We start from the raw sequence: 20,472 nt of genomic DNA, 5'->3' as shown, positions 1-20,472 counted from the left end.
TATACAAAAAAGATATTTTTTAAAATTACCTTTTAGTAGGGGAAAATGCCTGTTTTTACAATTTAGTAACATTAAAGCTAAATTATTTACATTAAAATCTAATGAAATGTTACTCAAATCTTTTCTGATATTAACTTTAAGTTATCTTAAAAAAATAACCTGCTTTCAAGGTATAAAAAAAACGCAATAAAAAAAACAATTACCTGACTTTAAATTATTTACAAACACGTAAACATGAAATCGCTGTAAAAAAACTTAAACTACACTACTCGTTTTAACTTCTCTGAAAGCCTTATTCTTAGAGAATTATACTTCATAATATCTTCTTTTTCTTCTGTAGTGTATTCCTTTCCTTGTACCAAAGCCTCTGTAACCAACTTATCAATTAATACTCTACGCAAATTAAAAACTACGTCAGATACTGCTTTTTGCAATACCTCTGCATCTGTTTTTACTTCTATATTTTTACTATCCCATTTGCTTAATTGCATTTTAGGGTTTTCTTTTTCCATAACTATAGAAGTTACAAGAGTCGCTATTTCTTTATTTTCAGAGTTAACTAAATCATCAATTTTTATGGTTTCATATTGATTTAAATGATGAATAATTTGCACATAAATTTCTTGAAAAATAGGATTGGTAAATTCGATTTCATCATCTTGTAGGTTTACATATATTTCTGCAGATACCTTATTGTTATATTTTCTATTGGTAATTGTAATTTTATCATTCTCGTCTATAGACTCTATTTCCTCTACAAACTCTACATCTTCATTACCAAAAAGTAATAAAAGCCTTATAATTTCTTTTTCTAAAATAGAAAGTTGATCTATTTTTTCTGTTGATACTGGCCCGCCTTTTACCAAACCCATTTGCGCTTGTTCTTGCGCCATAAAATATTCTGGTGGTGGCTCATTTGGGTCTTGTTGAGGAGAAAAACTTTGTTTTTTCTTAGCTTTACTCTTTTCTAATTCTCCTTTAGATATTATTTGAGCCAACTCACTAAACAAAACACGTTCAGATATTTCTAAAATACGAGAACATTCTTGTATGTAAACTTCTCTTTTTATTCCGTCTGGAATTTTAGCAATACTAGTTACAATATCTCTAATTACACCTGCTTTTTTTATAGGGTCGTTATCTGATTCTTTTAAAAGTAGCGATACTTTAAAATTGATAAAATCTTGCGAATTGTCTTTTAAATGACTTTTTAATTCTTCTGTAGAATGTGCTTTTGCAAAACTATCTGGATCTTCTCCGTCTGGAAATTGCACTACTCTAACATTCATACCTTGCTCTAGAATTAAATCGATTCCACGAATGGAAGCTCTTATTCCTGCTGCATCTCCATCAAAAAGTACGGTTATATTTTTGGTAAGTCTATTTACCAACCTAATTTGGTCTGAAGTTAATGCTGTACCAGAAGAAGCCACCACATTTTCTACTCCAGATTGATGAAATGAAATAACGTCTGTATACCCTTCTACCAAATAACAATTGTCTTGCTTTGCAATTTCTTTTTTGGCTTGATACAAACCATATAAAATTTTACTTTTATGGTAAATATCGCTTTCTGGTGAATTTAAATACTTTGCTGCTTTTTTATCTGCTGTTAAAATTCTACCTCCAAAACCTAAAATTCTGCCAGACATAGAATGTATAGGAAACATTACACGCCCTTTAAATCGATCAAATTGTCTGTTTTCTTTTACAATAGTTAAACCTGTAGCAGCCATGTATTTTAAATCGTAACCTTTTAAAAGTGCTGCTTTTGTAAAACCATCCCACTCGTCTAAACAATAACCGAGTTCAAAGGTTTTTATGGTTTCATCTCTAAAACCACGTTCTTTAAAATACGATAGACCAATTGCTTTACCTTTATTGGTATTTAGCATGGTTTCATGAAAGTAGTCTTTGGCAAATTTAGAAACCAAAAACATACTTTCTCTTTCATTCATCTGTTCTTTTTCTTCAGATGATTGTTCTGTTTCTTCAATTTCTATATTGTACTTTTTTGCCAACCATTTTATGGCTTCTGGATACGAATAATGCTCATGTTCCATTAAAAAAGAAATGGCATTACCACCTTTTCCTGTAGAAAAATCTTTCCAGATTTGTTTTACTGGTGATACCATAAAAGAAGGCGATTTCTCATCTACAAAGGGACTTAATCCTTTAAAGTTACTTCCTGCTTTTTTTAGTTGTACAAATTCACCAATAACCTCCTCTACTCTGGCAGTTTCAAAAACACGGTCTATGGTACTTCTTGATATCATTATTATTTATTAAAAGACGAATACAAATATAGTAAGAAGTTTTTTCTAAAAAACAAAGACCTCACAGGTTTTAGTAACCTGTGAGATCTGAAAATAAATTTTATAAACTTCCTTTTAAGCTAGCAATACGCGTTAAGGATTGAGCGTTTGTTTGAGCTCTCCCGCTTTTTTGCGGGAAGCGAGTGCGAAAGCCTGACCTGAAAGGGAACGCCCAAAAAATATTAAGACGCTGCTCTTAACTTTTTAAGTGCACTTTTTGTTAATTTTAACTCTGCATATGCTTTAGTTACATTAAACTCTTTATCGTTTGAGCTTGGTAAATCGAACATGGCATCTGTAAAAATAGCTTCACACAAAGAGCGTAAACCTCTAGCACCTAATTTATATTCTACTGCTTTGGCTACAATGTAATTTAAAGCCTCTTCTTCTATGGTAAAATTAACATCATCCATAGTAAAAAGCTTGGAATATTGCTTAATAATAGAGTTTTTTGGCTCTGTTAAAATAGCTCTTAAAGTCTTAGCATCTAAAGGATTCATGTAACTTAAAACGGGCAAACGACCAATAATTTCTGGTATTAAACCAAAAGATTTTAAGTCTGAAGGAATGATGTATTGCAACAGATTTTCTTCGTCTACTTGATCTTCATCTATTGAAGCACTATAACCAACAGCTTGCATGTTTAAACGCTTGCTAATTATTCTTTCTATACCTGAAAATGCGCCACCTGCAATAAACAAAATCTCTTTTGTATCTACCTCTACAAATTTTTGTTCTGGGTGTTTTCTACCTCCTTTTGGAGCTACATTTACAACTGTACCTTCTAATAACTTTAATAAGGCTTGTTGCACACCTTCTCCAGAAACGTCTCTTGTAATGGATGGATTGTCTCCTTTTCTGGCAATTTTATCGATTTCGTCTATAAAAACAATACCTCTTTGTGCTTTTTCTACATCATAATCTGCCGTTTGTAATAAACGACTTAAAATGCTTTCTACATCTTCGCCCACATAACCTGCTTGGGTTAAAACGGTGGCATCTACTATAGAAAACGGTACATTTAACATACGTGCAATTGTTTTTGCAACTAATGTTTTTCCTGTACCTGTTTCACCTACCAAAACAATGTTAGATTTTTCTATTTCAACCTCATCTTCGTCTTTTGTTTGCAACAATCTTTTGTAGTGATTGTAAACTGCAACTGCCATAGACCGTTTTGTTTCATCTTGCCCAATAATATATTGGTCTAAGAAGTCCTTAATCTCTTTTGGCTTTTTAAGCGTTAAGTCTTTAGATAGTGTACTGGATTTTGCTTCTGTAATTTCTTCTTCTACAATACCATGTGCTTGCTCTATACACTTATCACAAATATGAGCATCCATACCTGCTATTAACAGGTCTGTTTCTGCTTTTTTTCGTCCGCAAAACGAACACTCTAAATTTTCTTCTTTTGACATTTTCTGCTGCTTTTAGCTTTTCGCTATTTGCTTTTTGCACTTAGCTGTGTAATAAAATATTCTTTTAGCTAATGGCTAAAGGCCAAAAACTAACCACTAAGCACTATTATTTCCTAGCTAAAATTTCGTCAATCATACCGTATTCTTTCGCTTCATTTGCTTTCATCCAGTAATCTCTATCAGAATCTTGGTGTACTTTTTCTATTGTTTGCCCAGAGTGACTTGCTATAATTGCATACAACTCGTCTTTTAACTTTAAAATTTCTCTTGTTGTTATTTCTATGTCTGATGCTTGCCCTTGTGCGCCACCTAAAGGCTGGTGAATCATAATTCTAGAATGTGGTAAAGCAGAACGTTTTCCTTTTTGACCTGCACACATTAATACTGCTCCCATTGATGCTGCCATACCTGTACAAATTGTTGCTACGTCTGGTTTTATAAACTGCATAGTATCATAAATACCTAAACCTGCATAAACGCCACCTCCTGGAGAATTAATGTAAATGGATATATCTTTATTAGCGTCTACACTTTCTAAAAATAATAATTGTGCTTGTATAATGTTAGCAACTTGGTCGTTTATACCAGTTCCTAAAAATATAATTCTATCCATCATTAAACGTGAAAAAACATCCATTTGAGTGATGTTCATTTGACGTTCTTCCATAATATATGGCGTTAAACTACTTGTTATTTTTGTATAACTAGTGCTGCTTATTCCGTGATGTTTTGTTGCGTATTTTTCAAACTCTTTTCCGTAATCCATTTCTGTGTTTCTTTTAATATTTGTTCCGTAAAGATAAGAACATTTTTTTTGACTGTTTTAAGGGATATTGCTAAAAAAACCTGAATTTTTACAATTCAGGTTTTTGTTTGATTAAATTTCTAAATTTCTCTAGAAATAAAAATTTATATTTTAAGTACTTAAGAGACCTTTTGACTGCGCTTAAGGTAACATTGCAATCATTTAAAATGACTGAAACTGTATTTAAGTTAGCTCAAAATAGATTTTTTTACTATCTACTGAGATGCTGAAACGAGTTCAGCATTACAAATAAGCGACGCTTATTTGTAAACCTCTTTTACAAAATCTTCATAAGAAAGTTCTTTTGTTTTAAACTTCATGTTTTCCTTGTAGAAAGACAATAATTTCTGACTAATTAATTGAGATTGTAATTTTTGAGCTTCTTCTTGATTTTGTAAAATTCTACCAGCAATATCATCCAATTCTTTCTCTTCTGGATTCATATTACCAAACTGAGCCATTTGCGTTCTAATAAACCCTTTTGCATAGTCTACCAATTCTGCATACTCTAATTTGATATCGTTATCCTTCATAATCTTTCCTTCGATTAATTGGTAACGTAAACCTTTTTCAGACTTCTCAAATTCTGCAGCTGCTTCTTCTTCTGTTAATGGCTTTTCACCAGCTTGTGCTAACCATTTTTTAAGAAAATCTGCTGGTAAATCAAACTTTGTATTTTCTACTAAGTTTTCTGTTACTGCATTTAATAATTGTTGGTCTCCTTGTTGTGCAAATTGCTTTTCTGCATCCTCCTTAATCTTTGTTCTTAATTCTGATACTGTTTTAACACTGCCATCAGGAAATAATTTATCGAACAATTCTTGATCTAAATCTGCTGGCTCTGTTTTTGTAATTTCTTCTACAGTAAAAGTAACAGTAACATCTAAATCTTTAGCTACTTCTTCTGTTACGCCTAAAATATGTACTAATTTGTTATTATCTTCAAACAACTTTTTAGTTCCTAATTCTATAACATCACCAACTTTAGCACCAATCACTTTTTTCTCGTTCTTTTTACCTTTTAAGTCGTTTACTAAAAATGTAGCTTTTTTGTTAATTTCTTTTTCTTCATTAACAAAAGTACCTGTTACGTTACCATGCTCAATTGCTTCCTCTAAAGAAGACATTTTGCCATAACGATTTTGAATGTTTTTAACTTCTTCGTCTAATAAATCTTCTGTAGCTACAATATTATATTGTGTTACTTTCTTTTTAGGACTTAAATCTACATCAAACTGTGGTGCTAAACCTAATTCAAATTCAAAAGAAAATTCTGCTGCATCCCAATTAAAATCATCTTGTACTCTTGGTAAAGGGTTTCCTAAGATGTCTAGTTTTTCTTCTGTAATATATTTATTTAAAGAGTCTTGTAAAAGCTTGTTTACCTCATCTACCATAATAGATTGGCCATATTGCTTTTTAATCATTCCCATAGGCACATGCCCTTTTCTAAAACCAGGAATATCTGCTTTTTTACGGTAATCTGTTAATAGCTTATCAACTTTTGGTTGGTAATCTTCTGCAACAATATCTACTTTTACAACTGCGTTTAACGCATCTATGTTTTCTCTTGTAATATTCATTTCTTGTATATTATTCTTTAAAAAATCGAGTGCAAAATTAGTTAAAATAATTTAGTTAACAAGTATTTAAAAGGTTCTATTTCAACAGAATTGTTAAATAATTAAGAAACTTAGGCACCTGATTTTGATTGATTTAATTTAATAGCTTAATTTTTGTTTTTGTTCTCTTTTAATAAAGAAAATAATACAGATCTAAAGATAGAAAGTAAAATACTAAAAAATAATGCAGACCAAAAACCTGATACTTCGAAATTATTGACCATTTTATCTGCTAATAATATAATTACAGCGTTTATTACAAAAATAAATAAGCCAAAAGTTACTAAGGTTGCTGGCAATGTAAAAAAGATTAATAATGGCCTAACTATCATATTTAATAGAGCAATTACTATAGCTACAATTATTGCAGACAGATAACCAGAAACTGCTACTCCTGGTAAAATGTTTGATAAAACAACAACTGACAAAGCAGTTAATAAAATTTTTAAAAATGTTTTCATGTTGCTTAGATATCGAAAAGTATACCAAATTAAACCACCTGAATTTTTGGCAGGTACTTGTATTATACAGGTATTAGATTATAAAAAACAGTGCACTTTAAATTTCAGCGGCTCTTTTCTCTAAAGTAGCCTGAAACTCTTCCATAACTGGTTTTAATGTACTTTCTGGTATATCTGCAACCTTAATATACATTAAACCGTCTACAGAATTATTAAATTTAGGATCTACATTAAACGCCACTAAACGTGCATTTTGTTTTACATATTTTTTTAATAAAACGGGCATTCGTAAAGCGCCTGGCTCTATTTCGTCTATAATCCTATCAAATTTTTGCATATCTGCTTTAGCGGCATCAAAAACAAAATCTTTATCTGCATCTTTTAATTTTACTTTGTATTCTTTTTTAGGTTGAATGTATTGTGCCACATACGGATCATAATAATGAGATTTCATAAACTCTACCATTAAAGATTTTGAGAAATCTGAAAATTGATTGCTAATAGAAACACCACCCATTAAATATTTATATGCTGGATAACGCAATGTAACATGTATAATTCCTTTCCATAATAAGAATAAAGGCATTGGTTTTTGTTGGTATTCTTTTACAATAAATGCACGCCCCATTTCTATGGTTTCACTCATCATTTTATGCAACTCTGGTTCTAACTTAAATAAAGTTTGCACGTAAAAACCAGAAATGCCGTGGTTTTTATAAATTTCTTTACCAAGGCCCATTCTATAAGCACCAACTAAAACGTTTTTTTCTCTATCCCAAAGTAATAGGTGATAATAATAACTATCATAAGCATCTATATCTATAGCATTATTTGTACCCTCACCAACATCTCTAAAAGTAATTTCTCTTAATCTTCCTATTTCATATAATAGATTAGGAATTTTAAAAGCGTTTGTAAAAAACACTTCATAGTTTTTACTTTCTAAAAGCCTACCTTCTGTATGTCTAAGTGCATCAATCTCTGTAACAAAAGCACTAGTATCTTTTTGATCTACAATCTTTTTTACTGGCTTTTTAATTTTACTTGTAATCTTTTGGGTAGAAATTAATTTCTTTTGCTGCTCAAAAGGATTTGCCAACATGTAGGTTTTCTTTCTTAAAAACTCGTAAAAAGAAGGAATATCTGTATAATTATTTTGGTCTTCTACAGTTATTGGTGCTCCTATTCTTACCTTAATTACTCTGCTTTTTTGAGATAATAATTCTGATGGTAATTTTGCGGTTCTTAACGTACCAGAAATTTTTGATAGCATGTAAAATAAACGACTATTTTTTGCGTGAAAGTAAATTGGTATTACAGGTACTTGTGCTTTTTTAATTAAACGCACTGCACCTTCTTCCCAAGGTTTGTCTACATTTAACTTACCATCTTTGTAGGTAGAAACTTCGCCTGCAGGAAAAATACCCAAAGGCTTGTCTTCTCTTAAATGTAATAATGCATTTTTTATACCAGCTACGCTAGATTTAGCATCCTTTCTGTTTTCAAAAGGATTTACTGGCATTACATAAGGTTTTAAAGGCTCTATTTTATGTAATAAAAAGTTGGCTATAATTTTATAATCGGTTCTTTTTTCTAAAAGTAACTTTAACAACAAAACACCATCTATTCCTCCTAAAGGATGATTAGAAACGGAAATAAAAGCACCTGTTTTTGGAATTCTTTTTAAATCTTTTTCAGGAATTTCAAACTCAATTTTACAGTCGTTTAAAACACCATTTAAAAAATCTAAATCAGATTTACCTTTATTTTTAGTGTAAATTTTATTGAGCTTAGAAATTCTTAAAATTCGTAATAAAAGCCACCCAATAAAAGTACCTACAAATCTAAATTTATCTAAACCAATTGTTTTAGCAATTTCTTTAGCAGTTACTAATGCCATATATTTTAGGTTGATTGTTTAGCAAAAGTAAAGAAAAGAAACAACTAAAATTTACTAAGCATCTAAAACAATCTGCATGGTTTCTTTATTAACCTGGGTAAGCAAAAAGTTTCCTTTTTCTTCTATTTTAGCAACAGCTTCATCTGTAAAATGCCTTACTGTATATAGATCTACATCTTTTTGTACTTCAATTTTAAAATCGTTTTTAAGTTCATTATAAAACTCATCAAACTTATTAAATTTATTATCTATACAAACAGAAAAACTAATGGCAGAATTCTGAATTAAGTTTACTTTTAGTTGAAAATCGTGCAACTTCTTAAAGATATAGCTAATATTATCTTCTACCATAAAAGAAAAATCTAAAGCCGATATAGAAATTAAAATTTGACTTTTCTTTACAATAAAACAAGGTATTAATGGCTCTAAATTTACTCCTTTAGAAATTTTAGTACCCGGTTCTTTTGGGTTTACAAAAGAACGTACCAATAATGGAATTTCTTTTCTTTCTAAAGGTTGTAATGTTTTTGGATGAATAACAGAAGCACCATAAAATGCCATTTCTATTGCTTCTTCATAAGATATTTGTTCTAGCAAAGTAGTATCATTAAAAACGCGTGGATCTGCATTTAAAACACCTGGCACATCTTTCCATATAGTTACACTTTCTGCATTTAAGCAATAGGCAAAAATACCTGCTGTATAATCTGATCCTTCTCTACCTAAAGTTGTGGTATTTTCTGTATCATTTGCCGCTATAAAACCTTGGGTAATGTTAATTTTAGAAGCGTCTACTTTATTGGTAATTAATTCTTGTGTTAAGTCCCAATCTACTTTTGCATCTCTGTAGTTACTATCTGTTTTCACATAACTTCTGCCGTCAAACCAAACATTATCTTGCCCAATTTTAGATAAATAAGCACTTACAATTTTGGTAGACAATAATTCGCCAAAGCAAATAATTTGGTCATAAACGTAGTTAAATCTTGTTGAGGAATTTCTAGCCAAAAACCATCCTAATTCTCCAAAAAGAATCGCTATTTGTTTAAAAATTTCATCGTCTTTATCAAAAAGAACATTCATAACTTCTTTGTGATATTCTTCTATAAAATTTAATTTGCTAGGTAAATCTTCTAATTTATTGTAGTAAGAATGTATCACATCCTCAAAAGCGTTTGTCATTTTTCCCATAGCAGAAATAACTACTAAAGTATCACTAGCTCCTTCATTTTTAATTATTGAAGCTACATTTTTTACACTTTCTGCATCTTTTACAGAAGCACCACCAAATTTAAAAACCTTCATATTTTTTTGCTATTTACTATAAAATTATTGCGAATCTCTTTTACTTTTTTGTTATAAAACTCTCTAAATTTTCGTCATTCATTTGTACTACAGACCAATTGTTTAAGTAAGTTGCTCCTGTACTTTTATAAAAGTCAATTGCATTGGTATTCCAATCTATAACCTCCCATGCAACTCTTTTATAATTATTATCGTAAGCATATTTTAAAACAGCTGTATACAAGGCTTTTCCTGCGCCTATTTTCTGCTTTTCTTTGGTAACTATTAAGTCTTCTAAATGAATTGTTCTACCTTTCCATGTAGAAAAACGTTCGTAAAACAAGGCTATACCAATAATTACATTTTCTTGCTCTGCTACAAACACTTTAAATTTTGGGTTTTCTGAAAAACCATCTTTAATTAAATCTGCTACTGTAATTTCTACAGCATTTGGTTCTTTTTCAAAAATCGCCAATTCTGTTATTAAATTATGCACAGCTTGCATGTCTTCTTTGGTAGCTAATCTTATTAAAAAACTCATAATTTTAAAATTTTAAACAAAGGTATTTTTTAAAATAGATTGTTGAAAATAATTAGCGATTTTACACAGTTATTTTCTATTTGTTAAAATATATAAATTCAAAACACTATTCAATTCACAAAAACGGATAAAAAAGAATAGGCTTTCCGCAAAAAAATGTTCATATTTGTTTGTAATAATTACGAATAAGTAAAATGACTGTAAAAAAACAAACATTAGGAGAATTTATCATAGAACATCAGCATGCCTTTAAATACAGCTCTGGTGAGTTATCTAGTCTTTTAAACTCTATAAGATTGGCTGCAAAAGTGGTAAACCACGAAGTAAATAAAGCTGGTTTAGTAGATATTATTGGTGCTCATGGAGATACGAATATACAAGGAGAAGACCAACAAAAATTAGATGTGTATGCTAATGATAAATTTATACAAACCCTAACCAAAAGAAATATTGTTTGTGGTATTGCTAGTGAAGAGGAAGATAGTTTTATCTCTATTAACAGTCAAGATGAAAACAACCAAAATAAATATGTAGTTTTAATAGACCCTCTAGATGGTTCTTCTAATATAGATGTTAATGTTTCTGTTGGTACTATTTTTTCTATTTACAGAAGAATTACACCAGTTGGCCAGCCCGTAGAATTAAAAGATTTTTTACAAAAAGGTATAGAGCAGGTTGCTGCAGGCTATGTTGTTTATGGTACTTCTACTATGATTGTGTATACCACAGGAGATGGTGTTAATGGTTTTACCTTAAACCCAGCAATTGGTACGTTTTATTTATCGCATCCAAATATGACTTTCCCTGAAGATGGTAATATTTACTCGGTAAATGAAGGCAATTATTTTGATTTCCCAGAAGGTGTAAAAAAATATATAAAATATTGCCAGGAAGAAGAAGGAGACAGACCATACACTAGTAGATATATTGGTTCTTTAGTTTCTGATTTTCATAGAAATATGATAAAAGGTGGTATTTATATGTACCCAAAAGGATCTAGAAATCCAGATGGGAAGTTACGTTTATTGTACGAATGTAATCCTATGGCTTTTATAGCAGAGCAAGCAAATGGTAAATCTTCTGATGGTTATACTAGAACAATGGAAGTAGAACCTACAGAATTACACCAACGAGTTCCTTTTATTTGTGGCAGTAAAAACATGGTAAATAAGTTAGAGGAGTTTATGCAAAAATTTGGTGAATAAAATTAATTTATTGCGTTATAAGTTAAGATATCCTTAATATTTTGTGGAACTGTAGCATAATACTTAGTTTTACAAAAATAAAAATAACAACAAACTAAAACATAAAAAAATGGCTTTTAAATTACCAGAATTAGGTTATGCATACGATGCATTAGAACCAAATATAGATGCAAGAACTATGGAAATTCACCATACTAAACATCACAATGGCTATACAACAAAATTAAACGCAGCAATAGAAGGTACAGATTTAGAAGGTAAATCTATTGAAGATATACTAGGAAATTTAGATATGAGTAATGGTGCTGTTAGAAATAACGGTGGTGGTTTTTACAACCATTCATTATTTTGGTCGGTTATGAATCCTGAAGGAAAAGGACGTTTATCTGGAGAATTAAAAGATGCAATTGATGCTGCTTTTGGTTCGAAAGAGGCTTTTATGGATGCTTTTTCTAAAGCAGCTGCAACACAGTTTGGTTCTGGTTGGGCATGGTTATGTGTTTTACCTGGTGGTAAAGTAGAAGTTTGTTCTACACCAAACCAAGACAACCCATTAATGCCAGGAGTTACATGTGGTGGAACACCAATTTTAGGATTGGATGTTTGGGAACATGCATACTACTTAAACTACCAAAACAGAAGACCAGATTATATTAATGCATTTTTTAATGTAATTAACTGGAATGAAGTTGAAAGAAGATATGCAGAAGCGAAGTAATAATAGCCTTTGTTAAAATATATAAAAGAGATTGTTTGCAAAAACAGTCTCTTTTTTTTGGCATCTTGCTTGGGTATAGTTTTATTCGGTTAATTTATTTTTTAAATCCATTCTTTCGTATAATATTCTAACAACTTCAATCTCACTTTATAAATTAGACTATAAAATTTGATATGTTTTCCAGATTTTAGTCCGCGTAAATTTTGACTAATTTCATTGTATACCTTTCCTAATTCTGGATTTATTCCAATTTCTTGGCAAACAAATTTAATGGGCGCATAATATTTATCAGCTTGATTTTCGGACCAATTTTCATAAGTGTAATTCCAAATACTATTCAAATCTTCGTTGGCCTTCTGCCTGAAAGAAATTTAAACCATTCTTTCGTTTTTCAGATTTTAGTTTTTTCAGATTTTCATCAAAATCGAAATTTTCAACTATTGGACTATTCAGTCCTTCTTGGATAGCATTTTTTAAAGCAATCACTTTATTTTCCTCATTTTCTAAAAGACGAAGTCCTGCACGAATTACTTCGCTCACATTCTTATATCTACCAACAGCGACTTGTGAACTCACAAATTGGTCAAAATAATTTCCTAGTGATATTGATGTATTTTTCATGAATAATAAATTTAATAAAATTTACCAATTTTTGGTAAAAAATCAAAATGCATCTCGATTTCCAAATTATACACAACAATAAGATACCCCCATAGCAACAACATACACGTTACCAATTAAGTTTGAAGTAAACTAAAGCTTAAAATTGCCTTTAGTTGGCAAAAATGTTTAGCCCAGATTGAAATGGCATCCTTTTTTATTTTGTTCTGATTTTTTTCAGAACAAAATAAAAAAGATAGAATGGAAAGCTGGAACCTACCTACCGGCAGGCAGGATAGCTTCTTATAAAAATTTAAAAAATGAACTTAAAACAAATCTTTATTACTAATATCTAGGTAATTGCGTTTCACAAAGGCTAAAATAGTTTCTAAAATTTCGCCCATATTTTGGCAATCTTTAAACTTTACATCACCTACATATTCTATTAAATTACTTTTTAATTGGGCCACATTTTCTGGGTAAGAGATGCAATCTGCTTTCATACAGCTTATTAAACGTGCTGTTCTTCTAGGGTAAGTAATCATTCTTTTGGCCATAAAAGAGCGCTCTTCTATTTTATATTGAATAATTGAACTGTTTTGTAGTTTTTTACTAACCATTTCTACCATTTTAAAGTTTTCTTTCATAAACTGTAAATTGTAGACTTTTAAGTTTCCTTCAAAAGATTGTTGATCGAAATCTATGGCTCTAATTGTGTATACAATTTTATCGAAATCGTGAGTTGGTATAACTACATAATTGTAAGAACGCATGTCTCCCAACAAACGCACCAAACAACGCTCTTTAAATTTTACAAATTCTTTTGCTATCTGAGATTTTTCTGATTCTGTGCATTCTGGCAAAAAATCTTTTATAAAATCGTCTCCTGGCACACCTGCAATGTGCTCTTCTATTAAGGTATCTTTATACACCAAATAATTCATGTTATGAGGCGATAAAATGTGCTCTAACTCTAAACCATAAATTCTTGATGCATCTGCTTTTTTTACATAAAAATAGGTGAAATTATCATTCAAAATATTTCTAACTTTAATTCTAAAAGGTTTAGAATTTCCAAAAGTACAGTAATCTATGGCATCTATATTTAAGAATGGTATGGTTTCATCATTACCATCTGAATGCAGCATGGTGTAAATTTTCTTTAAGCTTCTGTCTATTTCTTCGCGTTCAAATTCAGAATAATAGGTTCTTACCCAAAGTGTATCTTCTTCGTTTTTATCATAAACAACTATAGAGCCCTGAAAACGCAACAAATCATCATAAAAAATGGGTATTTTTATGTTTCTGCTGTAGCGTTTTAAATAATCGTCTAACAATTCACAAACCGGAAAAGCCGGTTTTTTTTTAGACATTAATTTTTTTTCTACTGCCATATTCTTGTTAATTTAACTCAAAAATAAACATATTTATGCCAATTCAAACATCTTACCTGCTAAAGGTTTGGTTACTCCTTTTAATTCTAGCTGCAATAAAATGGAAGATAATTTAAATATAGGAATATTACATTCCAAAGCAATTACATCTAAAACTTGTGCGCCTTTGTCATGCAAAAAATCGTAAATTTTCTGTTCATTTTCATTCAAATCTAAAAACAATTGTTGTTGTATTGTTTTGGGTTGCTCTGTAATATCCCAATTTAGCATTTTTACAACTTCGTTTGCTGTGTTTAGTAAAAAAGCTTTGTTATTTTTAATTAAATTATTACAACCTTTACTATATAAGTCTGTTGTTCTGCCAGGTACAGCAAATACGTCTCTATCATAAGAATTAGCAATATCTGCAGTTACCAAAGAACCACCTTTTGCGGCAGATTCTATAATTATTGTAGCTTTAGAAATGCCTGCAACAATTCTATTTCGTTTTAAAAAATTTTCTCTTAAAGGCGTTTCTTTGTGCCAAAATTCAGTTAAAAATCCGCCATTTTCATTTACTTGATGTATGTATTTTTTATGCACTTTTGGATATATTTCTTCTAAACCATGTGCCAAAACACCTATAGTTTGTAAGTTGTGTTTTATTGCGGCTTTGTGTGCACAAATATCTACGCCATATGCAAAACCACTTACAATTATTGGGTTATGTTCTGCTAAGTTTTCAATTAAAGTATTGCAAAAATCTCTGCCATAAGCACTTATATTTCTTGTACCTACAATAGAAATTATTTTTTTACTGTTTAGGTTGATGTTTCCGTCTTGAAACAACAAAATTGGGCTATCTATACAATGTTGTAAATTTGTAGGGTAATTATCTTCTAAAAAATAAGCATATTCTATTTTATTTTTTTGAATGTAATGCAACTCTTCTTCTGCAAATTTGATGTTTTCTTCATTAAAAAGATGTTTTAGCACATGATTGCCTATTCCATTAATTTTAGATAAACTTGCAGGTTTTTCTTTAAAGATTTGTGTTACATCTCCCACATTTACAATAAGTTTCTTTGCTAAAATATCGCCCACAGCTTTACTTTTCTGCAAACGTAGAATAGCGAGTAGTTTTTCTTCTTTCAATAGCTAACAATTTGACTAACAATATATAAAAAAAATTGTTGATAATTATTAGCGAAGTTTACTTTTTAAAACCCTAAAAAAATTATATTTGTTAAGATGAATTTAGCCAACTACATTAACGATTTGCTGTACAGATATGATTGCGTAATTGTACCAGATTTTGGAGGATTTGTAACCAATACAACTGGGGCAAAATTAGACAGTACTACACATACTTTTTATGCGCCTACCAAACAAATTACATTTAACAATCATTTAAAACATAATGATGGTTTGTTGGCAAATTACATAGCTTCTGTTGAAGAAATTAGCTTTGAAAAAGCAACGACACTTATTTCTTTAGCTGTAATTAAATGGCAAAACGAATTGCAATCTAAAACTGTTGTTATTAACAATTTAGGTGTTTTGCATTTAAATAATGAAAAACATATTGTTTTTGAACCTGAAAACGAGCAGAATTATTTAACTACTTCTTTTGGTTTGGCAACAGTGCAATCTTCTGCAATTGAGAGATACAGAGAAGAAGTAAAACCTTTAGCAGTAAAAGAGACCAAAAAAGGATTTGCTACGTTTGCAAAATATGCAGCTGCAGCTGCAGTTCTGCTATTTTTAGGCGCTGCTGGCACTAATGTTTACAAACAAAATGAGCAACAAAAAGTTTTTGCCAAACAAGAGCAGCAATTGCAACAAAAAATACAAAGAGCGACTTTTGTAATCCCAAACCCTTTACCTACTTTAGAGTTAAATGTGGTTAAAGAAAAAGCAACACCTTATCATGTAGTTGCTGGTGCATTTCAATTTAGAGAAAATGCAGAAAAAAAAGTAAAAGAATTACTTGCTAAAGGGTACAATGCTAAAATTATTGGTAAAAATAAATGGGGTTTAACACAAGTTACTTTTAATAGTTTTTCCGATAGAAATGAAGCTACTAATAATCTTTATAGAATCCAGAAAACAATTTCTAAAGATGCTTGGTTACTTGTTAAAAAGTAAATAAAGCTTACCCACAATTTTATTTTATTGCCTTGCTTTATTGTTATATTTGCCTAAATTTATAAAGGCAATGGAAACAAAAACTGCACAAGAATCTTTAACGGTTTTAACAGACTTAGTTTTACCCGGAGAAACAAATTATTTAGATAATCTTTTTGGTGGCGAATTATTAGCTAGAATGGATAGAGCTTGTAGTATAGCTGCAAGAAGACACTCTAGCAGAATTGTAGTTACAGCATCTGTAAATCACGTTGCTTTTAGCAAATCTGTACCTGTTGGTAGTGTAGTTACTGTAGAAGCCAAAGTTTCTAGAGCCTTTAAATCTTCTATGGAAATTTATGTTGATGTTTGGATAGAAGACAGACAATCTGGTTTAAGAACTAAAGTAAATGAAGGTATTTATACTTTTGTTGCCGTAGATGAAACTGGCAAACCTGTGCAAATACCTCAACTAATACCAGAAACAGCATTAGAAAAAGAGCGTTTTGAAGGAGCGCTAAGACGCAAGCAACTAAGTTTGGTTTTAGCAGGAAAAATGCAACCTAATGCTGCTACAGAACTTAAAGCATTGTTTAGCTAACTATTTATACTATGGAATTTTTAAATCATCTTAAAATTTTACAATCTGTAATAGTCTTTATTATTGGATTAACTATTCAAGTATTAGCAACAAGGTCGTTAAAAAAAATTCAACTAAAATTTGGCTTTCATGCCTCTAGAATTTTAGTTTCTAGTAAAATAATTTCTATTCTTGTTTACCTTACTATAATAATTGTTATTGCTTTTATTTGGAATGTAGATGAAAAACAATTACTAATTTACATATCTTCTTTTTTAACCATTTTAGGGATTGCTTTTTTTGCGCAATGGTCTTTACTTTCTAATATTACTGCAGGTTTAATCCTTTATATTAACTATCCTGTAAAAATTGGAGACACCATAACTATTTTAGAAAAAGACAATAACATTACAGGAGAGATTAAAGATATTGGTGCATTTTTTATCACCCTAAAAACCGAAGAAGAAGCATTAATAACATTACCTAATGCCATAATTTTACAGAAAAACATTAGGTATAATCATAATAAAAATATTAGTAAACAAAACTCTAAGTAAACTATCGTTTTATAATCCAATAGGCAGGATTTAAACGAACCGTATTTTTAAACAAAACAAATATCAACTTTGTTTTTCCTGTTACCTTATCTGTAAATATTTTACCTAGTTTTTCACCGGTTTTTACCTTATCGCCAACATTAACCAAAGTACTTTCTAAGTTTTTATAAGTACTAATATAACTACCATGGCGCACCAAAACATTTTTTCTGCCTTCGGCGGTTCTTTGAATAGTTAAAACCTCTCCATTAAAAATACTTTCTGCATACATTCCAGCGCTTGTATTAATGTGCAAACCTGTACTATTTAAAGTAATACCACCAATTGTTGGATGTTTTTGTATTCCAAATTTTCGAGTAATCAAACCTTCTTTTACAGGCCAAGGTAATTTACCTTTATTGAGCTCAAATTTATTGGCTAAAGCCTTAGCTTCTGGACTTAAAATAAACTCACTTTTTTTAGTAGTTTTTGGCTTTACCTTTAGTTTTGCTCTTGCCAAACGATTGGCCCTTTCAATTTCTGCCTTAATTAACTTATCTATTCTCTGAGCTATTCTCTTTTCTTCTCTTATTTTTTTCTGAAGTTCTCTCTTATACTTGCTCTCTTTTTTCTTTATTTCAGAAATAAGTTGTTCTTGCTTATTTTTGTCAACTTCTATTTTTTGCTTCTGCTCTTGCTCTCCTATAATTAAAGTATCTTTTGCTTTCTTTTTAAATAGCAAAGAATCTTTAAGTTTTTGCACATATACTGCTTGCGTTACAATAGCTTCTCCTTGTTTTTTACGAAAAGAAGTATACTGTTTCATATACTCTAAACGTTTGTAAGCTTGGTAAAAACTTTGAGAAGATAACACAAACAACATTTTACTTTGTTGCGATTTACTTTTATAAGATTTGTAAATCATTGCAGCATAATCTTTTTTTAAAGCAGTTAACTCTTTATTTAATTGACTAAGCTTTTGTTCATTTTTTTTGATGCCTTTAGATAATATATTAGCTTCTAAATTAATTGTTTTTATCAACTGTAAACGAACGGCTATTTTTCTATTTAAGTCACTTAAATCCTCTAATGCGCTCTTCTCATTTTTCTTAGTTGCAATTAGTAAAGAATTTACTTGTGAAATTTCTTTATTCAATTTTTTACGCTGAATTTCGAGTTCTCTTTTTGTTTGTCCGAAGCCAGAAAAAAAACTTATACAAATAAGTAAAATTGATATGTGAAATCTAAATTTTATCACTACAAAACAATAGGTTTATATCCACTAGGTATTTTAAACGATGTATTTATTGGTGTATTAAACAATACTGATTTTAATTGAAAATCTATAGTTGTTAGCTTACTATTTTCCTGAGCTTTTATGTTAATTTGCTTTGGAAAAACTACCTCATTTATCAATTTATAACTAGGATATTTAATTGATAATTTTTGATTTTTTGTGTTTCCTACAATTTCTTGCGCATCTAATTTAAAATGCTGAGAATTTATAGAGAAAAAAGCATTGAATAAAAGCGCCTGTTCTTTTGGCGTTAACACATAACTATTTTTTGAGATTACTACATTCGATTTCGTTTCTTTTAAATCTAACATGGCTTGCCCCAAAAACAAATTTTGCAACTGATTAAAATTTACAGCAACTCCTAAAACTTTCTCTAACAAGGTAAAATCTCCTTCAAAAGATCTTTTTTCTAATGGAGAATAATAACTTACTTTTTCTGGAGTAATTTTTATTTTAAAAATATTAATAAACTTTGTTCCTTTTAACCAAATTACTTCATCTTTTTTAATTTTAAGCTGCACACTTATGCTCTGCTTCAACTTACCATTATTAAAATTAGCTTTAAACTTGGCATCTACAGTTTCTTTATCAAAATTAGAAGCATTGTGCTTTTTAGCTACTTTTTTAGCACTCATTTTTTTTGCTATTCCATTGGCATCAACAGTTACTTTGTTTGATTTACAAGAGCTAAAAACAAGTACTAAAAAGACTATATATTTTGTAAAACGCATGCTAACTTTTTAATTTTTTAGATTTTTGCGTGTATTTTTTTTCTTCGGCAGTATTGCCTAAAGCGCCATAAGCTTTTGCCATTTCATTATAAAAATCTGCTTCCATAGCATCTTCTATAACAAAATCTAAACCATTTTTAAAAACAGTTATTGCTTTCTTATAATTTTGTTTTAAAAGCAATGCTTTTCCATTCATAAAATAGACTAAAGGTTGCGCAGGAAATAGTGCAATACCCTCTGTACTAAATTTTAAAAGTTGCTCTGAATTATTTAAAGAACCTTCTAAAATCTGCCTTAATAATACAAAAGATTTATCTGTTTTAAAACTGCTAACAAGGTCTACTAACTCTAGTTTTTCAGTTTTCTTTTTAAGTGCTTTTTTAGTATTCTGATTTCTCTTTTCTAAATTTTCTTTGTAATTCTTTAAAGTTGAAGGCAAAGCATTTTCTGCCTCTAAAGTATTCATTAACTTCAAGGCAGTTTTAACATCTTTATTTTGCAGGTGTAGCCTTACCAAGTATTCTCTTTCCTTCGGATTTTTTTCAACAATTTTCTGTTGCGTTTGTATGGCTTCTTTATAATTTCTACTTCTCGCATTTACCTTTACCAAATGTTTTAGCATCCAAATATTATTAGCATCATTTTGCAATGCTCTTTCTATATATTCTTTAGCCAAAAGCGTATTATTCAGTTCTAAATAATTTTTAGAAAACTCAAAAAAAACAGTCGTATTATTCTGTAATATCTGATTACAACTTTCTAATAATTCAATTGATTTTTGGTAATTACCAATAGACTTTTCTGAAAGTGCTTTAAAAAAAAACTGTTGAAACTCTAATTCTTTATCTTCATTTAAATCTGGTGCAGCTGCAATACTATCTTGCGCATTAAAACAGATAGCAGAGAAAAATAAAAGCATACAAAAAAGAACCAATCCTTTACAATCAGTTCGCTTTTTA

Annotated in this window: 20 protein-coding genes; 5 read left to right on the top strand and 15 right to left on the bottom strand. The window is 30.1% G+C overall.

The genetic code is table 11. The features are described 5' to 3' along the window. Positions 1–260 precede the first annotated feature (260 nt). From dnaG to Q0684_RS03610, 8 genes are all read right to left on the bottom strand, one after another. Positions 261–2,276, bottom strand: coding sequence for a DNA primase (gene dnaG, locus Q0684_RS03645; RefSeq protein ID WP_299012683.1), 2,016 nt, complete (start codon positions 2,274–2,276; stop codon positions 261–263). A gap of 221 nt (positions 2,277–2,497) precedes the next feature. Further along, positions 2,498–3,733 carry an ATP-dependent Clp protease ATP-binding subunit ClpX gene (gene clpX, locus Q0684_RS03640; protein ID WP_299012682.1) on the bottom strand — a complete coding sequence of 412 codons (1,236 nt, stop codon included), beginning with the start codon at positions 3,731–3,733 and terminating at the stop codon, positions 2,498–2,500. A gap of 106 nt (positions 3,734–3,839) precedes the next feature. Next, positions 3,840–4,499, bottom strand: a complete 660-nt coding sequence (clpP, locus tag Q0684_RS03635; protein WP_299012681.1) for an ATP-dependent Clp endopeptidase proteolytic subunit ClpP — start codon at positions 4,497–4,499, stop codon at positions 3,840–3,842. Positions 4,500–4,798: 299 nt separating this feature from the next. Next, positions 4,799–6,121 carry a trigger factor gene (tig, locus tag Q0684_RS03630; RefSeq protein WP_299012680.1) on the bottom strand — a complete coding sequence of 441 codons (1,323 nt, stop codon included), beginning with the start codon at positions 6,119–6,121 and terminating at the stop codon, positions 4,799–4,801. 146 nt (positions 6,122–6,267) lie between these two features. Next, positions 6,268–6,621: a phage holin family protein gene (locus Q0684_RS03625; RefSeq protein WP_299012679.1), complete on the bottom strand. Its 354-nt coding sequence runs from the start codon at positions 6,619–6,621 to the stop codon at positions 6,268–6,270. A gap of 97 nt (positions 6,622–6,718) precedes the next feature. Further along, positions 6,719–8,521 (bottom strand): lysophospholipid acyltransferase family protein, encoded by a 1,803-nt coding sequence (locus Q0684_RS03620; RefSeq protein ID WP_299012678.1) that lies wholly within the window; start codon positions 8,519–8,521, stop codon positions 6,719–6,721. Positions 8,522–8,575: 54 nt separating this feature from the next. Further along, positions 8,576–9,826 (bottom strand): aspartate kinase, encoded by a 1,251-nt coding sequence (locus Q0684_RS03615; RefSeq protein ID WP_299012677.1) that lies wholly within the window; start codon positions 9,824–9,826, stop codon positions 8,576–8,578. A gap of 40 nt (positions 9,827–9,866) precedes the next feature. After that, positions 9,867–10,346: a GNAT family N-acetyltransferase gene (locus tag Q0684_RS03610; protein ID WP_299012676.1), complete on the bottom strand. Its 480-nt coding sequence runs from the start codon at positions 10,344–10,346 to the stop codon at positions 9,867–9,869. 194 nt (positions 10,347–10,540) lie between these two features. Between Q0684_RS03610 and fbp the strand changes: the two genes are divergently transcribed. Together fbp and Q0684_RS03600 are read left to right on the top strand one after the other, a co-directional pair. Beyond that, complete coding sequence (gene fbp, locus Q0684_RS03605) at positions 10,541–11,551, top strand: class 1 fructose-bisphosphatase (protein ID WP_299012675.1); 1,011 nt, start codon at positions 10,541–10,543, stop codon at positions 11,549–11,551. A 109-nt stretch (positions 11,552–11,660) separates the two neighbouring features. After that, positions 11,661–12,269 carry a superoxide dismutase gene (locus Q0684_RS03600; protein ID WP_299012674.1) on the top strand — a complete coding sequence of 203 codons (609 nt, stop codon included), beginning with the start codon at positions 11,661–11,663 and terminating at the stop codon, positions 12,267–12,269. 101 nt (positions 12,270–12,370) lie between these two features. Here Q0684_RS03600 and Q0684_RS03595 read toward each other — a convergent pair whose 3' ends face one another. From Q0684_RS03595 to dprA, 4 genes are all read right to left on the bottom strand, one after another. Then, positions 12,371–12,610: a type II toxin-antitoxin system RelE/ParE family toxin gene (locus Q0684_RS03595; protein WP_366140176.1), complete on the bottom strand. Its 240-nt coding sequence runs from the start codon at positions 12,608–12,610 to the stop codon at positions 12,371–12,373. Further along, on the bottom strand, positions 12,603–12,890 hold the full coding sequence (locus Q0684_RS03590; protein ID WP_299012673.1) for a type II toxin-antitoxin system ParD family antitoxin: 288 nt from the start codon (positions 12,888–12,890) through the stop codon (positions 12,603–12,605). The genes Q0684_RS03595 and Q0684_RS03590 overlap by 8 nt, the downstream gene beginning before the upstream one ends. A gap of 305 nt (positions 12,891–13,195) precedes the next feature. After that, positions 13,196–14,263, bottom strand: a complete 1,068-nt coding sequence (locus Q0684_RS03585) for a hypothetical protein (RefSeq protein ID WP_299012672.1) — start codon at positions 14,261–14,263, stop codon at positions 13,196–13,198. Between the two features lie 33 nt (positions 14,264–14,296). Next, positions 14,297–15,397, bottom strand: a complete 1,101-nt coding sequence (gene dprA / locus Q0684_RS03580; protein WP_299012671.1) for a DNA-processing protein DprA — start codon at positions 15,395–15,397, stop codon at positions 14,297–14,299. A gap of 96 nt (positions 15,398–15,493) precedes the next feature. Here dprA and Q0684_RS03575 point away from each other — a divergent pair, with 96 nt between their 5' ends. From Q0684_RS03575 to Q0684_RS03565, 3 genes are all read left to right on the top strand, one after another. Then, entirely contained in the window at positions 15,494–16,390 is an 897-nt protein-coding gene (locus Q0684_RS03575) for an SPOR domain-containing protein (protein ID WP_299012670.1), read from the top strand. Positions 16,391–16,460: 70 nt separating this feature from the next. Next, a complete protein-coding gene (locus tag Q0684_RS03570) occupies positions 16,461–16,970 on the top strand; it encodes an acyl-CoA thioesterase (protein WP_299012669.1) in 510 nt (169 codons plus the stop codon). A gap of 11 nt (positions 16,971–16,981) precedes the next feature. Next, the gene (locus Q0684_RS03565; protein WP_299012668.1) at positions 16,982–17,506 is read left to right on the top strand and encodes a mechanosensitive ion channel domain-containing protein; all 525 of its coding nucleotides are present in this window, start codon (positions 16,982–16,984) and stop codon (positions 17,504–17,506) included. Position 17,507: 1 nt separating this feature from the next. Here Q0684_RS03565 and Q0684_RS03560 read toward each other — a convergent pair whose 3' ends face one another. The 3 genes from Q0684_RS03560 to Q0684_RS03550 all read right to left on the bottom strand — a co-directional run bounded on the left by Q0684_RS03560 (position 17,508) and on the right by Q0684_RS03550 (position 20,432). Then, the gene (locus Q0684_RS03560) at positions 17,508–18,641 is read right to left on the bottom strand and encodes a peptidoglycan DD-metalloendopeptidase family protein (protein ID WP_299012667.1); all 1,134 of its coding nucleotides are present in this window, start codon (positions 18,639–18,641) and stop codon (positions 17,508–17,510) included. A gap of 101 nt (positions 18,642–18,742) precedes the next feature. Next, a complete protein-coding gene (locus Q0684_RS03555; protein WP_299012666.1) occupies positions 18,743–19,513 on the bottom strand; it encodes a DUF4292 domain-containing protein in 771 nt (256 codons plus the stop codon). A gap of 1 nt (position 19,514) precedes the next feature. Then, positions 19,515–20,432 (bottom strand): hypothetical protein, encoded by a 918-nt coding sequence (locus Q0684_RS03550; RefSeq protein WP_299012665.1) that lies wholly within the window; start codon positions 20,430–20,432, stop codon positions 19,515–19,517. Between the last annotated feature and the right edge of the window lie 40 nt (positions 20,433–20,472).

The organism is uncultured Polaribacter sp. (genome assembly GCF_947503875.1).
Lineage (GTDB): Bacteria > Bacteroidota > Bacteroidia > Flavobacteriales > Flavobacteriaceae > Polaribacter.
This window is presented reverse-complemented; position numbering and strand designations above follow the sequence as displayed.

What these genes read in the sequence shown, in the direction of transcription:
- Q0684_RS03620 (WP_299012678.1), bottom strand. Translation starts at nt 8,521, where the DNA reads ATGGCATTAGTAACTGCTAAAGAAATTGCTAAAACAATTGGTTTAGAT.
- Q0684_RS03600 (WP_299012674.1), top strand. Translation starts at nt 11,661, where the DNA reads ATGGCTTTTAAATTACCAGAATTAGGTTATGCATACGATGCATTAGAA.
- Q0684_RS03550 (WP_299012665.1), bottom strand. Translation starts at nt 20,432, where the DNA reads ATGCTTTTATTTTTCTCTGCTATCTGTTTTAATGCGCAAGATAGTATT.
- dnaG (WP_299012683.1), bottom strand. Translation starts at nt 2,276, where the DNA reads ATGATATCAAGAAGTACCATAGACCGTGTTTTTGAAACTGCCAGAGTA.
- tig (WP_299012680.1), bottom strand. Translation starts at nt 6,121, where the DNA reads ATGAATATTACAAGAGAAAACATAGATGCGTTAAACGCAGTTGTAAAA.
- Q0684_RS03610 (WP_299012676.1), bottom strand. Translation starts at nt 10,346, where the DNA reads ATGAGTTTTTTAATAAGATTAGCTACCAAAGAAGACATGCAAGCTGTG.
- Q0684_RS03585 (WP_299012672.1), bottom strand. Translation starts at nt 14,263, where the DNA reads ATGGCAGTAGAAAAAAAATTAATGTCTAAAAAAAAACCGGCTTTTCCG.
- Q0684_RS03570 (WP_299012669.1), top strand. Translation starts at nt 16,461, where the DNA reads ATGGAAACAAAAACTGCACAAGAATCTTTAACGGTTTTAACAGACTTA.
- Q0684_RS03555 (WP_299012666.1), bottom strand. Translation starts at nt 19,513, where the DNA reads ATGCGTTTTACAAAATATATAGTCTTTTTAGTACTTGTTTTTAGCTCT.
- clpP (WP_299012681.1), bottom strand. Translation starts at nt 4,499, where the DNA reads ATGGATTACGGAAAAGAGTTTGAAAAATACGCAACAAAACATCACGGA.
- Q0684_RS03625 (WP_299012679.1), bottom strand. Translation starts at nt 6,621, where the DNA reads ATGAAAACATTTTTAAAAATTTTATTAACTGCTTTGTCAGTTGTTGTT.
- Q0684_RS03590 (WP_299012673.1), bottom strand. Translation starts at nt 12,890, where the DNA reads ATGAAAAATACATCAATATCACTAGGAAATTATTTTGACCAATTTGTG.
- fbp (WP_299012675.1), top strand. Translation starts at nt 10,541, where the DNA reads ATGACTGTAAAAAAACAAACATTAGGAGAATTTATCATAGAACATCAG.
- clpX (WP_299012682.1), bottom strand. Translation starts at nt 3,733, where the DNA reads ATGTCAAAAGAAGAAAATTTAGAGTGTTCGTTTTGCGGACGAAAAAAA.
- Q0684_RS03565 (WP_299012668.1), top strand. Translation starts at nt 16,982, where the DNA reads ATGGAATTTTTAAATCATCTTAAAATTTTACAATCTGTAATAGTCTTT.
- Q0684_RS03615 (WP_299012677.1), bottom strand. Translation starts at nt 9,826, where the DNA reads ATGAAGGTTTTTAAATTTGGTGGTGCTTCTGTAAAAGATGCAGAAAGT.
- Q0684_RS03575 (WP_299012670.1), top strand. Translation starts at nt 15,494, where the DNA reads ATGAATTTAGCCAACTACATTAACGATTTGCTGTACAGATATGATTGC.